Annotated in this window: 19 protein-coding genes and 1 pseudogene; 10 read left to right on the top strand and 10 right to left on the bottom strand. The window is 41.2% G+C overall.

The annotated features are described in order from the left end of the window. Positions 1 to 100 precede the first annotated feature (100 nt). Positions 101 to 1,660, top strand: a complete 1,560-nt coding sequence (locus LCM11_RS14840; RefSeq protein ID WP_224895055.1) for a BCCT family transporter — start codon at positions 101 to 103, stop codon at positions 1,658 to 1,660. A 292-nt stretch (positions 1,661 to 1,952) separates the two neighbouring features. On the opposite strand, the gene LCM11_RS14835 is transcribed toward LCM11_RS14840, so the two are convergent. Beyond that, positions 1,953 to 2,198, bottom strand: a complete 246-nt coding sequence (locus LCM11_RS14835) for a hypothetical protein (RefSeq protein ID WP_224895054.1) — start codon at positions 2,196 to 2,198, stop codon at positions 1,953 to 1,955. 175 nt (positions 2,199 to 2,373) lie between these two features. Here LCM11_RS14835 and LCM11_RS14830 point away from each other — a divergent pair, with 175 nt between their 5' ends. Then, positions 2,374 to 3,210 carry a DUF2268 domain-containing protein gene (locus tag LCM11_RS14830; protein ID WP_224895108.1) on the top strand — a complete coding sequence of 279 codons (837 nt, stop codon included), beginning with the start codon at positions 2,374 to 2,376 and terminating at the stop codon, positions 3,208 to 3,210. An 82-nt stretch (positions 3,211 to 3,292) separates the two neighbouring features. Next, positions 3,293 to 3,559 (top strand): stage VI sporulation protein F, encoded by a 267-nt coding sequence (locus LCM11_RS14825; RefSeq protein ID WP_224895053.1) that lies wholly within the window; start codon positions 3,293 to 3,295, stop codon positions 3,557 to 3,559. Between the two features lie 61 nt (positions 3,560 to 3,620). On the opposite strand, the gene LCM11_RS14820 is transcribed toward LCM11_RS14825, so the two are convergent. After that, a complete protein-coding gene (locus LCM11_RS14820; protein WP_224895052.1) occupies positions 3,621 to 4,319 on the bottom strand; it encodes a class I SAM-dependent methyltransferase in 699 nt (232 codons plus the stop codon). A gap of 167 nt (positions 4,320 to 4,486) precedes the next feature. Continuing rightward, positions 4,487 to 6,001: a BCCT family transporter gene (locus tag LCM11_RS14815; RefSeq protein WP_224895051.1), complete on the bottom strand. Its 1,515-nt coding sequence runs from the start codon at positions 5,999 to 6,001 to the stop codon at positions 4,487 to 4,489. Positions 6,002 to 6,222: 221 nt separating this feature from the next. On the opposite strand from LCM11_RS14815, the gene LCM11_RS14810 reads away from it, so the two are divergent. Next, complete coding sequence (locus LCM11_RS14810) at positions 6,223 to 7,431, top strand: processed acidic surface protein (protein ID WP_224895050.1); 1,209 nt, start codon at positions 6,223 to 6,225, stop codon at positions 7,429 to 7,431. Further along, complete coding sequence (locus tag LCM11_RS14805; RefSeq protein ID WP_224895049.1) at positions 7,418 to 8,083, top strand: class D sortase; 666 nt, start codon at positions 7,418 to 7,420, stop codon at positions 8,081 to 8,083. The genes LCM11_RS14810 and LCM11_RS14805 overlap by 14 nt, the downstream gene beginning before the upstream one ends. A 57-nt stretch (positions 8,084 to 8,140) precedes the next feature. On the opposite strand, the gene LCM11_RS14800 is transcribed toward LCM11_RS14805, so the two are convergent. The 5 genes and pseudogenes from LCM11_RS14800 to LCM11_RS14780 all read right to left on the bottom strand — a co-directional run bounded on the left by LCM11_RS14800 (position 8,141) and on the right by LCM11_RS14780 (position 10,558). Next, positions 8,141 to 8,575 (bottom strand): YndM family protein, encoded by a 435-nt coding sequence (locus LCM11_RS14800; protein WP_224895048.1) that lies wholly within the window; start codon positions 8,573 to 8,575, stop codon positions 8,141 to 8,143. A gap of 123 nt (positions 8,576 to 8,698) precedes the next feature. Then, on the bottom strand, positions 8,699 to 9,397 hold the full coding sequence (locus LCM11_RS14795) for a YetF domain-containing protein (protein ID WP_224895047.1): 699 nt from the start codon (positions 9,395 to 9,397) through the stop codon (positions 8,699 to 8,701). 96 nt (positions 9,398 to 9,493) lie between these two features. Further along, a pseudogene (gene sdhB, locus LCM11_RS14790) lies at positions 9,494 to 9,622 on the bottom strand (succinate dehydrogenase iron-sulfur subunit); the annotation flags it as partial. After that, positions 9,568 to 9,744 carry a hypothetical protein gene (locus LCM11_RS14785; RefSeq protein ID WP_224895046.1) on the bottom strand — a complete coding sequence of 59 codons (177 nt, stop codon included), beginning with the start codon at positions 9,742 to 9,744 and terminating at the stop codon, positions 9,568 to 9,570. The pseudogene sdhB and the gene LCM11_RS14785, both read right to left, overlap by 55 nt. A gap of 106 nt (positions 9,745 to 9,850) precedes the next feature. After that, positions 9,851 to 10,558, bottom strand: a complete 708-nt coding sequence (locus LCM11_RS14780) for an alpha/beta hydrolase (protein WP_224895045.1) — start codon at positions 10,556 to 10,558, stop codon at positions 9,851 to 9,853. A 418-nt stretch (positions 10,559 to 10,976) separates the two neighbouring features. Between LCM11_RS14780 and LCM11_RS14775 the strand changes: the two genes are divergently transcribed. The 5 genes from LCM11_RS14775 to LCM11_RS14755 all read left to right on the top strand — a co-directional run bounded on the left by LCM11_RS14775 (position 10,977) and on the right by LCM11_RS14755 (position 16,015). Beyond that, complete coding sequence (locus LCM11_RS14775; protein WP_224895044.1) at positions 10,977 to 12,239, top strand: ammonium transporter; 1,263 nt, start codon at positions 10,977 to 10,979, stop codon at positions 12,237 to 12,239. Positions 12,240 to 12,263: 24 nt separating this feature from the next. Beyond that, positions 12,264 to 13,232, top strand: a complete 969-nt coding sequence (locus LCM11_RS14770; RefSeq protein WP_224895043.1) for a DUF294 nucleotidyltransferase-like domain-containing protein — start codon at positions 12,264 to 12,266, stop codon at positions 13,230 to 13,232. After that, positions 13,229 to 13,951: an exonuclease domain-containing protein gene (locus LCM11_RS14765; protein WP_224895042.1), complete on the top strand. Its 723-nt coding sequence runs from the start codon at positions 13,229 to 13,231 to the stop codon at positions 13,949 to 13,951. Before LCM11_RS14770 ends, LCM11_RS14765 begins: the two co-directional genes overlap by 4 nt. A 110-nt stretch (positions 13,952 to 14,061) precedes the next feature. Then, the gene (locus LCM11_RS14760; RefSeq protein ID WP_224895041.1) at positions 14,062 to 14,313 is read left to right on the top strand and encodes a GlsB/YeaQ/YmgE family stress response membrane protein; all 252 of its coding nucleotides are present in this window, start codon (positions 14,062 to 14,064) and stop codon (positions 14,311 to 14,313) included. A 226-nt stretch (positions 14,314 to 14,539) separates the two neighbouring features. Continuing rightward, positions 14,540 to 16,015, top strand: a complete 1,476-nt coding sequence (locus tag LCM11_RS14755; protein ID WP_224895040.1) for a protein adenylyltransferase SelO — start codon at positions 14,540 to 14,542, stop codon at positions 16,013 to 16,015. Positions 16,016 to 16,356: 341 nt separating this feature from the next. On the opposite strand, the gene LCM11_RS14750 is transcribed toward LCM11_RS14755, so the two are convergent. Both LCM11_RS14750 and LCM11_RS14745 read right to left on the bottom strand, forming a co-directional pair. Beyond that, positions 16,357 to 16,785: a spore coat protein gene (locus LCM11_RS14750; RefSeq protein ID WP_224895039.1), complete on the bottom strand. Its 429-nt coding sequence runs from the start codon at positions 16,783 to 16,785 to the stop codon at positions 16,357 to 16,359. Positions 16,786 to 16,814: 29 nt separating this feature from the next. Beyond that, positions 16,815 to 17,294: a spore coat protein gene (locus LCM11_RS14745; protein WP_224895038.1), complete on the bottom strand. Its 480-nt coding sequence runs from the start codon at positions 17,292 to 17,294 to the stop codon at positions 16,815 to 16,817. Positions 17,295 to 17,398 lie beyond the last annotated feature (104 nt).

Below are 17,398 nucleotides of genomic sequence, written 5' to 3'. Positions count from 1 at the left end.
AAGGCAATCCTTCTTCCACATAAGTAATCTCCGTTAATGAAAACGCTTTATTAAACATAGAAAAACTTTGGCTCGACCGATTATATCAAGGAGGAAAAATATGAACAATTTAAAGAAAAATATGATTCGTCCGCTGGTCTTTTTCCCGGCGTTTATATTGCTTTTAATTACCATTATCCTGAACTTTGTTAATTATGATTGGTTTCTTCGTGTAACGACCGCGGCGCAGAACTTTATGACACAAGAAGTAGGCTGGGTATTTAGTTTAGCAGGAGTGGCTTGCGTCATTATTATTATATTTGCTTACTTCTCACCTCTTGGTAACGTAAGAATTGGGGGAGAAGATGCGAAACCGCTATTGAAAAAGAGGACTTGGTTTGCCATTACATTGACGACTACAATTGCTGCAGGTATTTTATTTTGGGGAACAGCCGAACCCATTTCTCACTTGACTTCTCCTCCTAAGTCTCTGGGAATTGAACCAATGTCTTCTGAAGCTGTTTTATTTGCAATGGAAACATTGTATCTTCACTGGACATTCATTCCCTATGCCTTCTATTCCGTTCCGACCATCGTATTTGCGTTTGCTTACTACAATATGAAACGTTCTTTTAGTGTAGGTGCTCAAATATCCCCGGCTCTTAGAAACTATAACCAGGATAAAATTAACGTTGTCGTCGATGCCGTGATCCTATTTGCAGTAGCAGCTGCGATATCATCTTCATTCGGTACTTCTGTAATGAATATGGGGGGAGGAATTAACTCCTTAACGGGTATCGATAATGATAAGTCACTATGGATTGTAATTACGATTATTGGAACGATTGCCTTCATCGTTTCTTCTAGTACTGGACTTATGAAAGGGATCCGCGTTCTAGCGGATTTCAACATCTATCTTTATTACGTGATTTTAGCTGCATTAATTATCTTAGGGCCCACCGTGTACATGTTCAGTTTAGGAACTGAGAGCTTTGGCGGCTTCTTATCAGGTTTCTTTGATAAGGCTCTATTTACAGGGCAGGCAGCAGGAGATTCGTGGGCTACGGGATGGACAACCTTCTATTGGTCAAATTGGATGGCCTGGGCTCCTGTTACAGCTGTATTCCTGGCAAGGATTGCTTATGGTTACACCGTTAAAGAAGTGATCATGATGAACTTCGTTATTCCCGGATTGTTCAGTGTCATTTGGATGACTGTGCTAGGCGGCACAGCTATCAACTTCCAGATGACAGGGAAAGTAGATATTGCAGCTGTTATAGATGCGCAGGGAACAGGGGCAGCCGGATATGCTGTCTTAAGCGAAATACCTTTTTCCGGCATTCTGATTGTTCTGTATTTGTTAGCTGTAATGATTTCCTTTGTAACCGCGACCGACTCAACAACCAACGCTATGGCAAGTATTAGTGCTACCGGCATAACGGAAGGTGCTCAGGAAGCTCCTATCTTTATTAAGATTACCTGGGGGCTGATTGTTGGAGCTGTAGCGCTAATCTTCATTTCGACTCTTGGTATTAATGGGATTATGACCTTATCCTATCTGGGAGGATTTCCAGCACTGTTCTTAGGGATACTTAGTATATTATCTCTAATAGTGGTGATGAGAAATCCTGCAAAGTTTGATAGGCATTCCAAAAAGAACCAACAAAGAAATTCAGCTTAAAAGAATTGTTCTCTTTAACGTTTATTGTGGCTGTACAGATAGATGAAGGATAACCACATTCCCAAGGAAAGCAGTCCGTTTTCCTGATGATTTCTCGACACAGAGTCTTACTATATTGGGAGACTAACGATAAGATCAAAACTGAGATTTATTAGAAAAATATGATTTACTTTAACTGTGCAGTTTATGAAAAAAATTGTTTCTATTTGGGCAGTCTATGTATCTTAGAAGCAGTAAGTGTACGATAACAATAGAAACTAGAGCCGCTCTCCCAGAGCGGCTCTAATTTTTTTTACCATAAGAAAGCTGAAGCCAGAGCAACACCAGTAATAGCTCCGATTGCAAATGGAATACCGAACCCGTACCCTCCGTAAAAGAAAAAACCATATCCACGTGGACCCGGGAATGGACGCAGCCACACATGGTTGCGAGTCACGCGGGTAATTCTACCGTAATGAACACGACCATCACGACCGGTTAGACGGACATCTCTACCATGATAACGGCAGCAGAGACCATAAATGTTGGATTGAGACAAGTAAGCACTTCCTTTCTTTCCTACATAGAGGACTATGATTATAGAATATGTTTGCAGACGAGTTTTGCTTAGACGAATGTAGATATTCTGCATAGATTAAAAGAAAAATGTTTTTTGCTCTATAGTCATAGAATGAAGGAGAACACAATTAGAAAGGGTGTATAGATTGGGAATTGTGGACACTTCACGTGCATTGGGAGTTTTTAATGAAAAATGTAAAAGAAAGACTCCTTTTCAATCTCCCTATATCGTCCAAAGAGAAACGATTTGTCAGCCTGCTCAACATCCCTTCGACGGACTGCAAGAGGAAGAAATTCAATATCTCTTGCTAACCTATGGTTTATTCAAGCCGGATGCTTGGAGAAGAGCGGGGAAATTGGTTAAGAAATGGAAAGAGGAAGGTCTGTACGAAAAGTTGGAAGAGGAATACCGGTATTTAAAGAAAATGTGGAAGGGTCCTGAGGTCCCTGTGTATCTTTATCCCTTCCAGGAGGGTAGTTCTTTCCTGAGAGAAAGCAAAGAAAATAAAGGTGGAGTAGCATTCAAGGAGGGTTTATACCTTTTTTATGGAGACCCAGTAAAAGAGGATGATTGGAAAGCTGTGCTGGCTCATGAATATAACCATGTCTGCCGCTTAACAGAAAAGAATGTGGATATGGAGCGGGTAACATTGCTTGAGACCCTGGTGATTGAGGGGCTGGGAGAGTACGCTGTTAAAGAAGTTTATGGAAAAGATTTTACATCTCCCTGGACGAATCAATACAATGACAAACAGTTAAACAAATTATGGTTAGACAAATTCAGGGGGAATCTTTCAAGCCGAGACCGTGAGAGTCAAATGGATTTTCTATACGGAAACAAAAAGAAAGCCCTCCCGAGGTGGGCAGGATATCAGGTTGGGTTTAAAATTATTGAGTCCTACCATAAAGCACATCCAGACCAAAGTCTGCCACAGATGATGAAGCTTGAGGCAGAAGAACTGGTGAAAGGATCTTATTTTCCTTTGACCTAGAGCGAAGGAATTCAAGTAAACAGGGACAACTGCTGATACGTCCTTCTTCTCATTTTCATAGAATACTTAAGAATTCTAGGAAATGACGAAGGAGGTTTACTTGTTGTTCGATAAATTTGAGAAAAAGACCGGTGTTAAAATGGATGAAGTTTTTAAATTAGCAAGATCGCTGCAGGGTGCAAATTTCAAAGATGAGAAAACAGTCCGAAATGTAGTAAACAAAGTGTCCGCATTGGCAAACCGCCGAATTTCCAAACAGAAGGAAGATATGATTGTGAAAGCGATTCTTGATGGAAAAGTACCGAAAGATCTGACATCGATCGAGAAAATGATGAAAAAGAAGAAATAATATAAAGGAAAAGAGACTCTTTAATGGTGGACTTGGTTGAAGAGTCTCTTTTTCATATGCATTACTTTTCGCAGAGAAAGATACGGTAGCTTAACGACTTTTTATGAGCGTTTAAAAAAGAGTTGTGATGATCCCAGAGATCATAGAGATCTTCACTTATATTCGGGGACGGGCGAAGGTCGGTAACTTGGGTTTCTGCGATTTGTTCAATGTCGTGCACGCGAGATACGCTCTCAAATCCGGCGCTGGTCAGCAGGTGTATCCACTCATCTTCTGTTAACACCTCTTCAATTCCATACAAATCTTTAATGGAAGATAGTTGCTGTTTAGATAATCGTTTGACTGCTGTCATCTCATTACATAAGAACATTCCCTTTTCATTTAGGACCCTGTAAATCTCCTTGAGTGTTTTTTGAGCGGAGCCTGTAAAGGACAGTACAGATTCTGTAAGTACCATATCAAACGTGGAATCTGCAAACTCTAGATTTTCTGCATGACCGTACCGAACATCAACCTTTGATTGCAAACGTTCGGCGGCTTTTTTTACCATTACGGGATGATTGTCTATAGCGGTAACGGTACAATTGAAGTGATCGATAAGATATTCGGCTGTTTGGCCGGTTCCGCAGCCGACATCTAATACAGATGATGAGTGAGGCAGATGTAAGGATGACAATACTTCTTTGGTTAAAGGGAAACCGCCTGGATGGGCGCCTCCGATTCCGAACTCCGCTAGTAAATCAAGATAACGATTGCCCATAATTATTTCTTCCTTCCGATTTGAGTTGTTAACAGTGTATGAGTAAGAGCGGAACGAGTGAGCATCGTGTATGATGAGGAACAAAAAAAGCAGTCTCTCCAATTCTTCGGAGGACTGCTTTTTTATAGTTTTTTTTTCGGAGGCAAGTTTTTTTGCATAGCCATTTATTAAGCGGATTTATTCTCCGATTCTTCTGTATCTTTTTGAAGCTCCTGCCTGTCTGCTTTTAATGCTTTAAACAGGGAGAACACCATGAGCAGCATGATAAATGAAAACGGGAAGGCAGCTGCAATCAAGGCATTCTGCAAGGCAGTCAGGCCACCTGTATATAAGAGTACAGCAGCTATAGTGGACTGTGCGATTCCCCAGATAAACTTCACGGTTTTCGGAGGATTGAGCGATCCGTTGGTCGTCTGCATCCCAAGCACGAATGTAGCAGAGTCTGCGGAAGTAATGAAGAAAGTTCCAATCAGCATCATGGCTATGATAGACAGAAACACGCTCATAGGAAACTGATCAAATACCCCAAACAAAGCCTGCTCATCCGGAAGACCAGCGATATCAGCACCGTTTTGCTGGGTTTGAATGCCGGTTGCTCCAAAGGCGGTCATCCATAGGAAACTGACCACGGAAGGCACTAGAAGAACGCCGGAAAGAAATTCTCTTATGGAACGTCCTTTCGATACGCGTGCGATAAAAATGCCTACAAATGGAGACCAGGCGATCCACCAGGCCCAGAAGAATACGGTCCAATCCATAACCCATTGTTTTTCTTCCGCACTGTTCGGGTTTATCCGTAAACTCTCGGTAGCGAGGGTTTGAATGTAGGCCCCAAGCGTATCCGTGAACGTGTTGGCTATATAAACAGTGGGTCCAATAATCAGCATGGTGATAAACAAAATAGCTGCAAGTCCCATGTTCGCGTTACTTAAGTACTTAATTCCTTTACTCAGCCCAGTATAAGCTGACACCATAAATAAAGCTGTAACGACTATGATAATGAGGAGCTGGACCCAGAATTGTTTTTCGATACCCAGCAAGTAGGTAAATCCGCCATTGATTTGAGCTGCACCAAAACCGAGTGTTGTGGCGACCCCTACAATAGTGGCAAATACAGCGATTACATCAATGGCTTTGCCCCAGGCCCCTTTCATTTTATCTCCAAAAATGGGCTCTAACGTGGCGCTGATCAAGCCGGGTTTTCCGTGGCGGAATTTAAAGTAGGCCAGTACTAAAGCGACAATAGCATAAATGGCCCATGCATGAACTCCGTAATGGAAAAAGGTGATCCGCATAGAATCACGGATTGCTTCCGTGGTTCCTGGTTCAGCGAGAGGAGGAGTTTTAATAAAGTGGGATACCGGGGAGGCGGCGCCGTAGAAGACAAGCCCTATTCCCATGCCTGCACTGAATAACATGGCAAACCATGTAGAGTAGCTGTAGTCGGGTTTATCATCGGGTTTTCCAAGTTTGATCTTGCCGTACGGACTGAAAATCAAATAAATACAAACAATCACAAACAAAGATACAATTAAAAGATAATACCAACCGAAGTGAATGGATATGTAGTTCTTCACATTCGCTGAGATTGTTTCGAAATTCTTAGGAGCCAAAGTCCCCCATGCTGATGCAAATAATGTAATGGCCAGCGTGATCCAAAATACAGATGTTAGCTTTTTCATTAGACTCTCCTTCCAGAATTCAACCTAAGCAAAAAATAGGAGGAATTCAATTTTATGTAATTTTTATACCCTCAAGAGGGGAATGTAAACAGAGGAAGAGCTTGTAAATGAGATTTATAGGTTAAATGAATGAACCGCTCACCAAAATAAATGTACCTTTCCTGCGAAAATAGACTTATAATATTCTAGTATTTAACAATTTAATAGTAGGAGGAAAATGGGTGAAAGGATTGTTTTTGGCTGTTCTTGTCGGTTTCTTGTTAGTTTTGTTCCCTTCTGCGGGAAGTGCTGATCCATCATCAGATGAATTAGAGCCTTTTCTTAAGGAATTAGGCTGGACGCAAGAAGATTTAGTAGAATACTTAGATTTTTATGAGGTTCGACTAGGAGATTTTAAGGATATGGAAGACCTGAAAGAATTTTTGGGTGAACCGTTGACGGAGGAGCATTTACAGGAGCTCCTGGAAGAATACGGGTGGACGCTTGAAGAAGCGGTTGAGTTACTAATGGAGAATGGAGAGTTGGAAGAAGGGGAGGGTATTCTTGAGGTTTATACATTCTATGATGACCTTGCTGCGGACCTCTACTTTTATTCAATGACTCCGTTAACAGATGAGCTCATGAAGCAACTGGCAGAGAGTTATGAAATGTCGTATGAGGAGCTCATTGAGCTGCTTGAGCAGAATGACGACTCGATTGATAACTATGAGTATATGGAGGACTTGGATTCGGCAGTCTGGTATTATCTCTATGGGGAAGAAGTGGACGATAGCTACATGGAAGGGCTATTCCATGAGATAGGGCTAACGGACGAAGAGATGGACCGATTACTTGAACATTTTATGGCAATTGATCTTGAAGATCCGTCTGTATTAGAAAAATTAGATAATCTTTCCGAGCGCATGATGGCTTTTGAAAATTTTGAGGCTGCTACCGAACTTTCTGCGGAACAAGTGGCTGAATTACTGGATATCTATACGCAGATAACGAAAATATTTCAATTAGATGTATCTTTCTATTTAGCCGATGGCGAAGTAAAAGAGCCGGTTTCGATCCCTTCACTCATGGCTATGCAATCCTCTGAAGGGTATGACTTACTCATTGAACTGCACAATAATAAAGGAGATTTCCTGGCTGATCTTCTATTTACAGGAGATATGTTTGAAGCCGAGCTGATTAAAGATACAGGTGAAGATTTACAGAAAGTTGAACAAGTGATCCAGGGTGGAGGAGGTGCTAATCTGAAAGAGCCTGTTAAACCAGAACCTGTTCAACCGGACTTAATTGAGGAGCGCCCGGTTCATCAAACGGAACACGGAGCTAAACTGCCGAAAACAGCAGCTTTCTCTTTTGAAAAAATCGGATCAGGTCTTCTTGCGCTATTTTTAGGGTTCTTCCTGTACCGAAGGATGAAATATGCTCAAAAGTAAGAAGTTAATAACATATAGTTTCCTCCTGCTCAGCATGATTTTACTAATCGGAGGTGCATGGTTTACAACGACAAGCGTGTACACGTTTGTTAAGGGTTACTTTTTGTATCAAACAGGTGTTTCCACAGCTGAAAGTCTGAACGAGGAAAAAGTTAACAGTGATTCAAATGTACCGTCTGACTACTCTGGTAAAGTGGGCATGAAAGAGTCCGAACGCTTGTATCCAGATCAGCCTGACCAAGGTGATCTAATAGGAGAACTGTATATTCCTAAACTTGAGGCGGCAATTCCTATTTATCATGGTACAGACGAAGATGAACTTGAAAAAGGTGTTGGGCATTTTGCTGGAAGTGTACTCCCGGGGGAAGCGGATAACAGTATATTATCCGGTCACCGTGACACGGTTTTTCGTGAACTTGGTGAAATTGGAATGAATGATCTGCTAATCGTAACTACAGCTGCAGGAGAATTTACTTATAAAGTGCGGAAGGTGCGCATTGTGGATGAGGATGATCGAACGGTCATTGTACCGAAACCAAAGGCGACCTTAACGTTAACAACCTGTTACCCTTTTCATTTTTCGGGTCCGGCTCCGCAAAGATTTATACTGGTGGCTGATTTACGGGGTGAGAAACTAACTAAAAAAGAATAGCAAAATTCCTGGCTCGGCTTATTTGCGAGTCAGGAATTTTTTTATCATAAAAAGTATTTATTTATCCTCATCCTCATAAGGGTAAAGCTCTTCGGAAGCTTCCGTGCTTAATTGAGGAGCGGGGCTCATCTTCTCTGTACCGGCTTCCTCGCCATCCAAGTTACGGACAACAGACTGATGGAAGAAGTATTCAAAAATAGTGAGTGAAATAGTCGAAATTAGTGTAGCTGAAAACACATTATTTCCAACAGTAAGTGCATCTGTCATCAAGTAAACCACCAGAAATGTGAGTGCAAAATCCGAAATCGTAGCTGTGGTATTACTAGAGCGGGATAGGATTAGCAAGTCGCCGATAGCATACGAAACGACTCCTAAAACCAACGTAATTAAAAACACGTTTCCAAAGGATACGTCAAATCCGCCTCCTAAAATGATAAGAAGGATGGGAAAAGTAAACAAAAACTTCATAGCGATTAATTTCAAGTGTTCCATGAATAATCACCTCCTGCATCTATAGCTTCCTTCAAAACGATTCGCGCTATACCTTGTTTACAGTTAATTTACAAATGGATGGAAGGATGCCGTTTAGCAGCTGTGAAAACAAAAGGAGAGTATTTAGTGAACCGGATCGTTCCGCTTATCAATATACAAACTTCCGTCTTTTTGCACTTCTGCGTAGAATACTTCGGATATGGATGGTACACCGGCTGATTTAAGCTGTTGGTGGAGCCACTTCTGATCGAGATGTAAGCTTTGCAAATTAGCCTCGTTTATTTTTCCATCCGAGACGACCGTGGTAGGAATCGGGTAAACTGAAGGACTGTTCGAAACTACATTTCCGTCTTTTTTAGTGAAAGTCTGATCTCCGGTTTTTTTCATAACAGACAGGGTTCCGTCGGTTTCAAAAATAGCATAACTTACTTCATTTAGAGAAAATACATTTCTCTTCCGAAGTAATACGTGCAGGGAATCCAGGTCTAATCGCGCTTTTCGCAGTTCATTTTCAAGCACTTTCCCCTCTTTTACAACAATGAGAGGCTGGCCATCGATAGCGAGACGTACATCTTTTGATTTAATATCCAAGTACCCTAAAAAGACCGTAAAAACCGCCCAGCTTACTAAGGCAATCAATCCATTCCGGACACTTAAGGAAGCATCAATAGCAAGTGACCCTCCGATCGTACCTATGGATATAGCGGACACGAAATTAAAGAACGTCAATTGAGATATTTCTTTTCTTCCCATTATTCTGGTTAAAACTAAAAGAACAGTAAAGGCGAGTGCCAATCTTAACAGTAATTCAATAACATCCATGCTTTAGATCCTTTCTGCTGCTTCTCTATTTGTGGAATTCCTGCCTCGTATTTGAACTATAAAAAGTTACTTCATAAATAGGGGTTGCTGAATGTGCTACAAAGTTTCTCCAAAGAAGTTTCTAAATGCTTCCAGGACTGATTTACGGTTTACAGCCGCAATAGCCGTGGTTAACGGTATACCTTTCGGGCAGGACTGTACGCAGTTCTGGGAGTTGGAGCATGCTTCAATTCCATTAGTGCTGAGATAACATTCATAGTCGGCCGGTAAGGGATCATAAATTCTTCTTCATATGGTTCCTTATCCGGATGGTCCTGTCTTTGGATAATAAAATGAACTTCTTTCATACACGCCCTCCTTCTCTCTAAATATTTCCTAACACCATATGGCTTATACGGGAAAATCTTAAAGTAAAAAGCCAAACCCCGGGATGGCCCGCTGGTTTGGCTTTTACTAAAGCTCTATCCGTTTATCCATATCCAAAAATTCGCAGCAAAGATTGATCAGATCATCTTGTTCAGGTCCGTAGCATACCATGTGCTTTGATCGAGGCAAAAAGTGAAGGGTTTTATCTGCGGCTGGTATGGATTCATAAATAAATTCAGCGCTTTTTGGGGGGAGTAATCCGTCTTCTCCGCCTTGAACGATTAAGGAAGGTACGTACACTTTTTGAAAGCAGGGTCGGAGCTCATTAACAAGCTTCTGGAATTGAATTGAAGCACTCATTGGGGCAGATCCCAGACGCTGTATATATCTCTGGAACATGTCGTTCTCCGTGAGATCACCTTGGATTCCGTCTTTAACCATTTTCCAAAGGTCTTTAGCAATTTGTCCGGTATCAATATAATGAGCTGAGGTACTTAAAAGAATGAGTTTATCCACTTTATATTTGGTGGAAAGGTAAGCAGCTATCATGCCTCCCATGGAATAACCGATTAAGTTAATCGTCTCACAGGTCTCTGATAGTTCTTGTAAATTTTCTTCTGCCTTTTGAATCCATTCCTCGAATTGACGCCCCTCCAATGACTCATGTTCACTATGGCCTGGAAGAACAGGGAACTTTAACTTCCAGTCTGTCCTCTTATTAATTTCTTCGTAAAGAGGTTTCAGCTCATAGGGGGCACCTCCAAAACCGTGAACGAAAAGACAGCCAATCGTCATAATAACCACTCCTTGTGTAATCGTACTTTTTCTCTATTACCCGGAAATTATCCAGATTAAATATAAACTACATATCGATTATTGTGGTGAATTAGATCAACACTTCATGTGGATGATCGTACCCTATATGTTCTGGATTTAGCACGTTAATAAGGATCAGACTTGTCTAGATTATAAAGTGTAACAAGCGATCATAAATCATAAAAGAGACAAACTATTTAGAGTGAAGAAAAAGTTTTGGATTCAAAAAAAAGAGCAACTTAGGTGTGGGACGAAGATGGAAACGCTTTATAAATAAGAGGGCGTATTTTTATGTGAACTTTCTTAACATAAGAGTTGTTTTAATATTTAGAATTTGGTAAAGTATAATATAACATCTGATGTTAGAAAATATCACATAGAAGGGGACAGCTATTATATGGATGCAACTTTTTTAATGAACAACTTATGGATTGTCGTTTGTACGGTTCTTGTTTTATTGATGCAGGGTGGATTTATTTTACTTGAAGCAGGTTCTACTCGAATGAAGAATGCGGGTCATATTGCGGGTAAGACAGTATTTACGGTGGGGATTGTATCTCTAGTGTTCTGGGCAGTAGGTTATGGCTTAATTTACGGTGAAGGAAATGCATTTGTTGGGTTTTCTAATTTCTTTTATGGTGACGCAACTACAATGGGAGAAGGGCTTGCTGGTTCCGTTGACTTTATGTTCCAGCTTGCGTTTGCGGCTATTGCTATGACGATTGCTTTTGGTGGTTTTGCGGAACGTGCGAAGCTGGTGGCTTATGTGATATTTGCTATTTTATTTTCTATTGTTATTTATCCTGTCATCGCACACTGGATCTGGGGTGGAGGCTGGCTTGCCGGTCATGGTAAGCAGGATTTCGCTGGGTCGACCGTCGTACACTTAACAGGTGCAGCGGCTGCCCTTGCTGCTACGATGATACTAAAACCGCGTATTGGTAAATACAACAAAGATGGATCATCTAACGAAATTGCGGGTCATAACCAGGTGTTTACAGCGTTAGGAGTGCTTATTCTATGGGCAGGCTGGTTCGGTTTTAATGCAGGTAGTACGTTTGGCGTAGCGGATGCTTTCTTTGGATATGTAGCGTTAAACACTCAGCTTGCTGCAGGTGCAGGTGCTGTCGGTGCCATGCTGATGGTTTGGGCTGTAACTGGTAAAGCGGATGTACCTACCACGCTAAATGGCGCGCTTGCAGGGCTGGTTGCCATTACGGCATCTTGTGCATTCGTTGAACCATGGGCTGCTGTTATTATTGGGCTTATCGGGGGAGCTTTTGTATTCTTCAGTATGAGATTCTTTGATAAGAAAAGAATTGATGATCCGATATTTGCCTTGTCTGTGCACGGAACAGTTGGAATATGGGGAACGCTATCGAACGGATTGTTCGCCACACCAGAGCTTGCTACAGTTGGTCGTCCAGGATTATTTTATGGTGGTGGTTTTGAGCAGCTTGGGGTTCAGATTTTAGGTGTTGTCAGCAGTGGATTGTATGCTTTTGTTGTTTCGTACATCATCCTGAAAGTTATGGATAAAGCCATGGGAGGTCTTCGAGTAACAGAAGAAGAAGAGATCATGGGACTTGATTTGAGTGAGCACGGAGGCTATGGCTATCCGGAAAACTTTAATTCCCCGGAAAAGAACCCAGGAGCGTAAACATATACAAAGGGATGGATCGTTATGTTTGAAACTTATGAAGAAATCAGGCAATGGCGGGAAGAGACCGTGGGGTCTGTTGTTGACGATCATCGCCAATTAAATGCTTTTCATGATCAGTTAATGTACCAGACGTTACGAATTGCTAAAGAAACGATCGAAAGCGAGCAGGGTCCGCCTCCTGCTCCTTTTGCGTTTTTTTTAATGGGTAGTGCGGGACGTTCTGAGCAGTCGGTCTGGAGTGATCAGGATCACGGTATTATCTTTGAAGGTCCGTCTCGATACCAGGAGTATTTTTTAAACCTTGGAGCTGAAATGAGCCATGGTTTAGCTATCGCTGGTTATGAAAAATGTGAAGGAAACGTAATGGCTTCGAATCCATTGTGGTGTCGATCCATTGAATCGTACAAAAAGCAAATTCATGATTGGCTCAGTGAAGACAGCTGGCAGTCCCTGCGAAATTTTTCGATATTCTTTGACTCGAGAGTGTTAGATGGAAATGATGAATTTTTATTAAGAGTGAAGCGTGAATCGTTTTCAGTCCTGGAAGATCGTCCGCGCCTATATTCCCGATTGGTCGAAAACTTTGAGTTTATTAAAAAAGGGGTGGGTGTGTTTGGGCAGCTGCTCCCGGAACAGCGACAAGGGATGAAAGGGGAGATCCATTTGAAAGAAACCGCTTATTTCCCCTATGTGAATGCCTTGAGGATTCTAGCTTTGAAAAAAGGAGTGTCCGCTGCTCCTACATTGGACCGGTTCGAAATTTTGTCTTACTCCTACCCATTCATCGAAGCTTATGAAAACGACTTTCGGGAACTGCTCAAGTTTCGTCTGCGTTACAAGAAGGAAGCAGAAAGCTATGAAAAAATTCACTTACTGCCTTTAGATCGATTGTCAAAACAGGATAAGCAGCTGCTTAAACATTTGATCAAACGGGGGCAGCAGCTGTTTGCTAAATCAAAATCAGTTCTTAAAGAAGAGAGTACCTTATGAATCCATTTATGCAATTTGTGAAGGATGTGTCCGACCGTCTGGGGAGCGGTTTTTCTTCCTTAAATCAGAATGATCCTTCAAAAGAAGCTTATATAAGAAACTTAGAGCGCCAGTTAAAAAATAAAGATGACCTGGATGTGCCGTTTGATGAACTCAAAGTTGTGGTGTTTGATTTGGAAACAACCGGGTTTTATCCTTATAAAGGTGATGAAATTTTATCCATTGGCGCTGTCAAAGTAGAAGGAACTAATATTATGGAAGAAAAAACATTTTACTCCCTTATCTATAGCGAATCTGGCCCCTCAAAAGAAATTGAGGATCTAACGGGGATCACCGGTGATATGCTGATAAATGCGGAACCTTTAAGGGATGTGCTGCATGACTTCTATTCTTTTATTAGAAGTGATGTTCTCGTGGCCCATCATGCAAATCATGAGAAGCAGTTTATGAATCATGCCACATGGCTCGCCTTGAGAAAAAATTTTCAGCACCGCATTGTAGATACCACTTTTCTAACCAGGATTGCTCACCAGGAAAAAAAGCTGGTCAGTCTGGATGAATGTTGTAAACATTATGGCATTGATATTGACCATCGTCATCATGCTTTGGATGATGCAAGGGCGACGGCGAAATTATGGGTGAAAAGTATTCAGGATATCAAGCAAATGGGCTACACGAATTTGAGAGACGTTTATACGCATCTTGCCACTTTAGAATAATATACTTGAAGAAAGCTTTGGCTTAGGCCAGAGCTTTTTTAATGAGTTAAGTTTGAGGTTTGGTTTTACAGGATACAGTCACATAGAGTGAGTAAAGGAGGCGAATCAATATGGGAATTATATTATATTTAATTGTTGGAGGCTTAATCGGCTGGCTTGCAGGAGCCATTATCGGACGTGATATGCCGCTTGGAATTATAGGTAATATTATTGCTGGAATTGTAGGGGCATGGATTGGCGGCGAATTACTAGGATCTATCGGTCCGAGTTTAGCGGGAATAGCCATCATTCCCGCCTTAATAGGCGCCATCATCTTTGTGTTTATAGTCAGCTTAGTTATGAAAAGCTCTCGAAAAAAGTAATTGAAGAAACAACTCAAGACTGCAGAAGTCTTGAGTTGTTTTTTATATAAGAATAATGATTTAAAATGGAAAGAAGACGTTGCTTAAACAAAATGACTAAACGGGCAGGTATAATAAACTTGAAGAAGAAAAGATTAAATAGATACAATTGATCTGGTTCAGGTATAGATGGATGTAAATGAATCATTGAAATATAAATGTGAATGAAAGAAAAGGAGATGCGGTGATGACACAGCGAAAAGAAAAAGTAGAAACTGGGTGGAACTTCGACCATAGTTATGCACGTCTGCCAGAGCTGTTATTTCAGAGTTCTGAGCCGGAACCTGTGCGTTCCCCTCGTTTAATTTTGGCGAATGATACGCTGGCTGAATATATTGGGTTGAACGCGGAGTGGCTTCACAGTGAGGAAGGCCAGAACATTCTGGCTGGTAATTTAGTCCCTGAAAGTGCGTTTCCTTTAGCTCAAGCTTATGCGGGTCATCAGTTCGGACATTTTACGATGCTGGGCGATGGGAGAGCTTTACTTCTAGGTGAGCAGATTACCCCTCAGAATGAGCGGATAGACATTCAACTTAAAGGGTCAGGCCGCACCCCATACTCTCGGGGAGGAGATGGACGGGCACCACTCGGGCCGATGCTTCGCGAATATATAATTAGTGAGGCTATGCATGCGCTTGGTGTTCCTACGAATCGCAGCCTGGCTGTTGTTGCAACGGGTGAGTCCGTGATTCGGGAAACTGAACAACCGGGAGCGGTTCTTACTCGAGTGGCCAGCAGTCATCTAAGAGTTGGAACCTTCCAATTTGCCGCAAGATGGGGAACATTAGAGGATTTACGAGCTTTGGCTGATTACACGGTGCATAGACATTTTCCAACTATTGAATCGGATGAAAACCGCTATCTTTCTCTGCTCCAACAAGTGATTGAACGCCAGGCGAAGCTAATGGCTAAGTGGCAGCTGATCGGTTTTATTCATGGAGTAATGAACACCGACAACATGGCGATTAGTGGAGAAACTATTGATTACGGTCCTTGTGCCTTTATGAACACCTATGATCCGGCAACCGTGTTCAGTTCTATTGATATTCAAGGAAGATATGCTTATGGCAATCAACCGGACATTGCAGGCTGGAATCTCGTGCGATTTGCTGAAACTCTAATCCCCTTGATTCATGACAATCAGGATGAAGCGATAAAAATAGCTGAACGTGAGCTATCTAATTTCCCTGGTCTCTACGAAGCCTACTGGCTGGACGGCATGAGAAGAAAACTAGGGATTTTTAATCAGGAAACAGAAGATAAAGAACTTGCACAAGACTTGCTCCGTATAATGAAGGAAAATAAAGCAGACTTCACCAATACGTTTCGTGCTCTTACATTTGACCGAATGGAAGATATATCTTTATTTGAAGCTCCTGAATTTAAAAAGTGGCTGGATCAATGGCATGCAAGATTGGACAGGCAGGAAGAATCGCAAAACACTTCCTACCAGTTGATGAAGAATAATAACCCTGCCGTCATTCCAAGGAACCACAGGGTAGAAGAAGCAATTGAAGCTGCAGTGAAAAAAGAAGACTATAGCGTACTGGAGCAGCTTTTGAGGGTTCTTTCCAATCCTTATGCGCACTCCTGTGAACAGGAAGCTTATACGGCGCCGCCAGAGCCATCTTCCAAACCATATCGTACGTTTTGTGGAACCTGAACACTCCTAAATGAACAGATTGATCCTTCTCCATATTAGGGGGAGGATTTTTTTCTAACGACTGAAGGATAAACTTATGAGAAATAATTAAGTTATTATTTGAAGTATAGTTTTAAGGGTTCTTTTATCCCGAATAAAAAAAGCTTTAAAAACTTGAATTTCTTTATGTAAACTGAAACTGCCTGCCAAAATGGCAGGCAGCAAGCCTTTCCTATGGTCCCTCTGACTACGAAAGTGACTACGGATTATTCCGTCGTTCAGGCAAGTCAGGATATATACTCTTTAACATTTCTTTTACATAAAACGCTTGTTTCTTGTCCTCTTTTAATTCTAGCAGCCTATTATAGTACGTCCAGTTTAGCCACGATAGCTACAAGAACTTGTAGAAGCGCTTGTATGTTAACTGCTAGATCAGTATCAGTTGTTACTACTTTTACATTTTTGGAATGTTCAATAATGGTTTTCTGTCTGTTGTTTTGTTTTGTTTTAATAAACTGTTTGATATCTTGTGCTACAGCCTTCCCTTGATCAGAGTCTCCAATAGTGATACTGATTACTGCGGCAATAGCAGCCTGGATTCCTAATTGTAGAGAAACAGAAGCTTGGGTATCAGTAGTTTTTACGTGTACTTCTTCAGAGTCTTTAACGATAATCCATTCATAGGATTTCTGTTCATTTTTAACAACTTGGTCGGCGTCCTGCATTTCATCGGCTCCATCGTCTTTAGCACCACAATAATGATCTAGTGCTCTCCATTTCTTTTCTTCCATGTTTTTTTCACCTCTTTTAAATAATTTAATTAAAATACATCTAACTCAGCGACTAACGTTACAAGCACTTGAAGCAAAGCTTGGATATTTACCGTCAAATCAGTATCTGTGGTTGTTATATCTACATCTTTTGAGTTATCAATGAAGATTTTTTGGTAGTTTGTTTGTTCTGAATCGAATTTCTGAACGATTTCTTGAGCGATAGCCTTGCCTTTATCAGAATCACCAATACTGATACTGATTACTAATGCAATAGCTAATTGGAGACCGATTTGAAGAGAAATAGCTGCCTGGGTATCGGTTGTGTGGACATTCACATTACAAGAATTTCTAATCCATATCAGTTCATCAGATTCCTGATCACTTAACGAAATTTCAGTACCATCCTCAAGAACAATTGCAGCATCATGGGCATCTCTGCAATCTTTCTCATGTTTTTCATGATAGTAGTTTCCGTGAGGATGACCTCCGTGGTAATAGTTATGGCCATAACTGGATTTCTTGTTCATTATTTAACACTCCCTTTCTTGGTATGATATATAGTATTATTTGGATGTAGAGATGGATTGTGCTTTATGGCTGATGAAAGTAACCATTTTCAATCATTTAGAGA

It is taken from the genome of Halobacillus halophilus (genome assembly GCF_020171985.1).
Taxonomy (GTDB): domain Bacteria; phylum Bacillota; class Bacilli; order Bacillales; family Halobacillaceae; genus Halobacillus; species Halobacillus halophilus_A.
The sequence above is the reverse complement of the archived record's forward strand: the minus strand, read 5'-3'. Positions and strand labels throughout refer to the sequence as shown.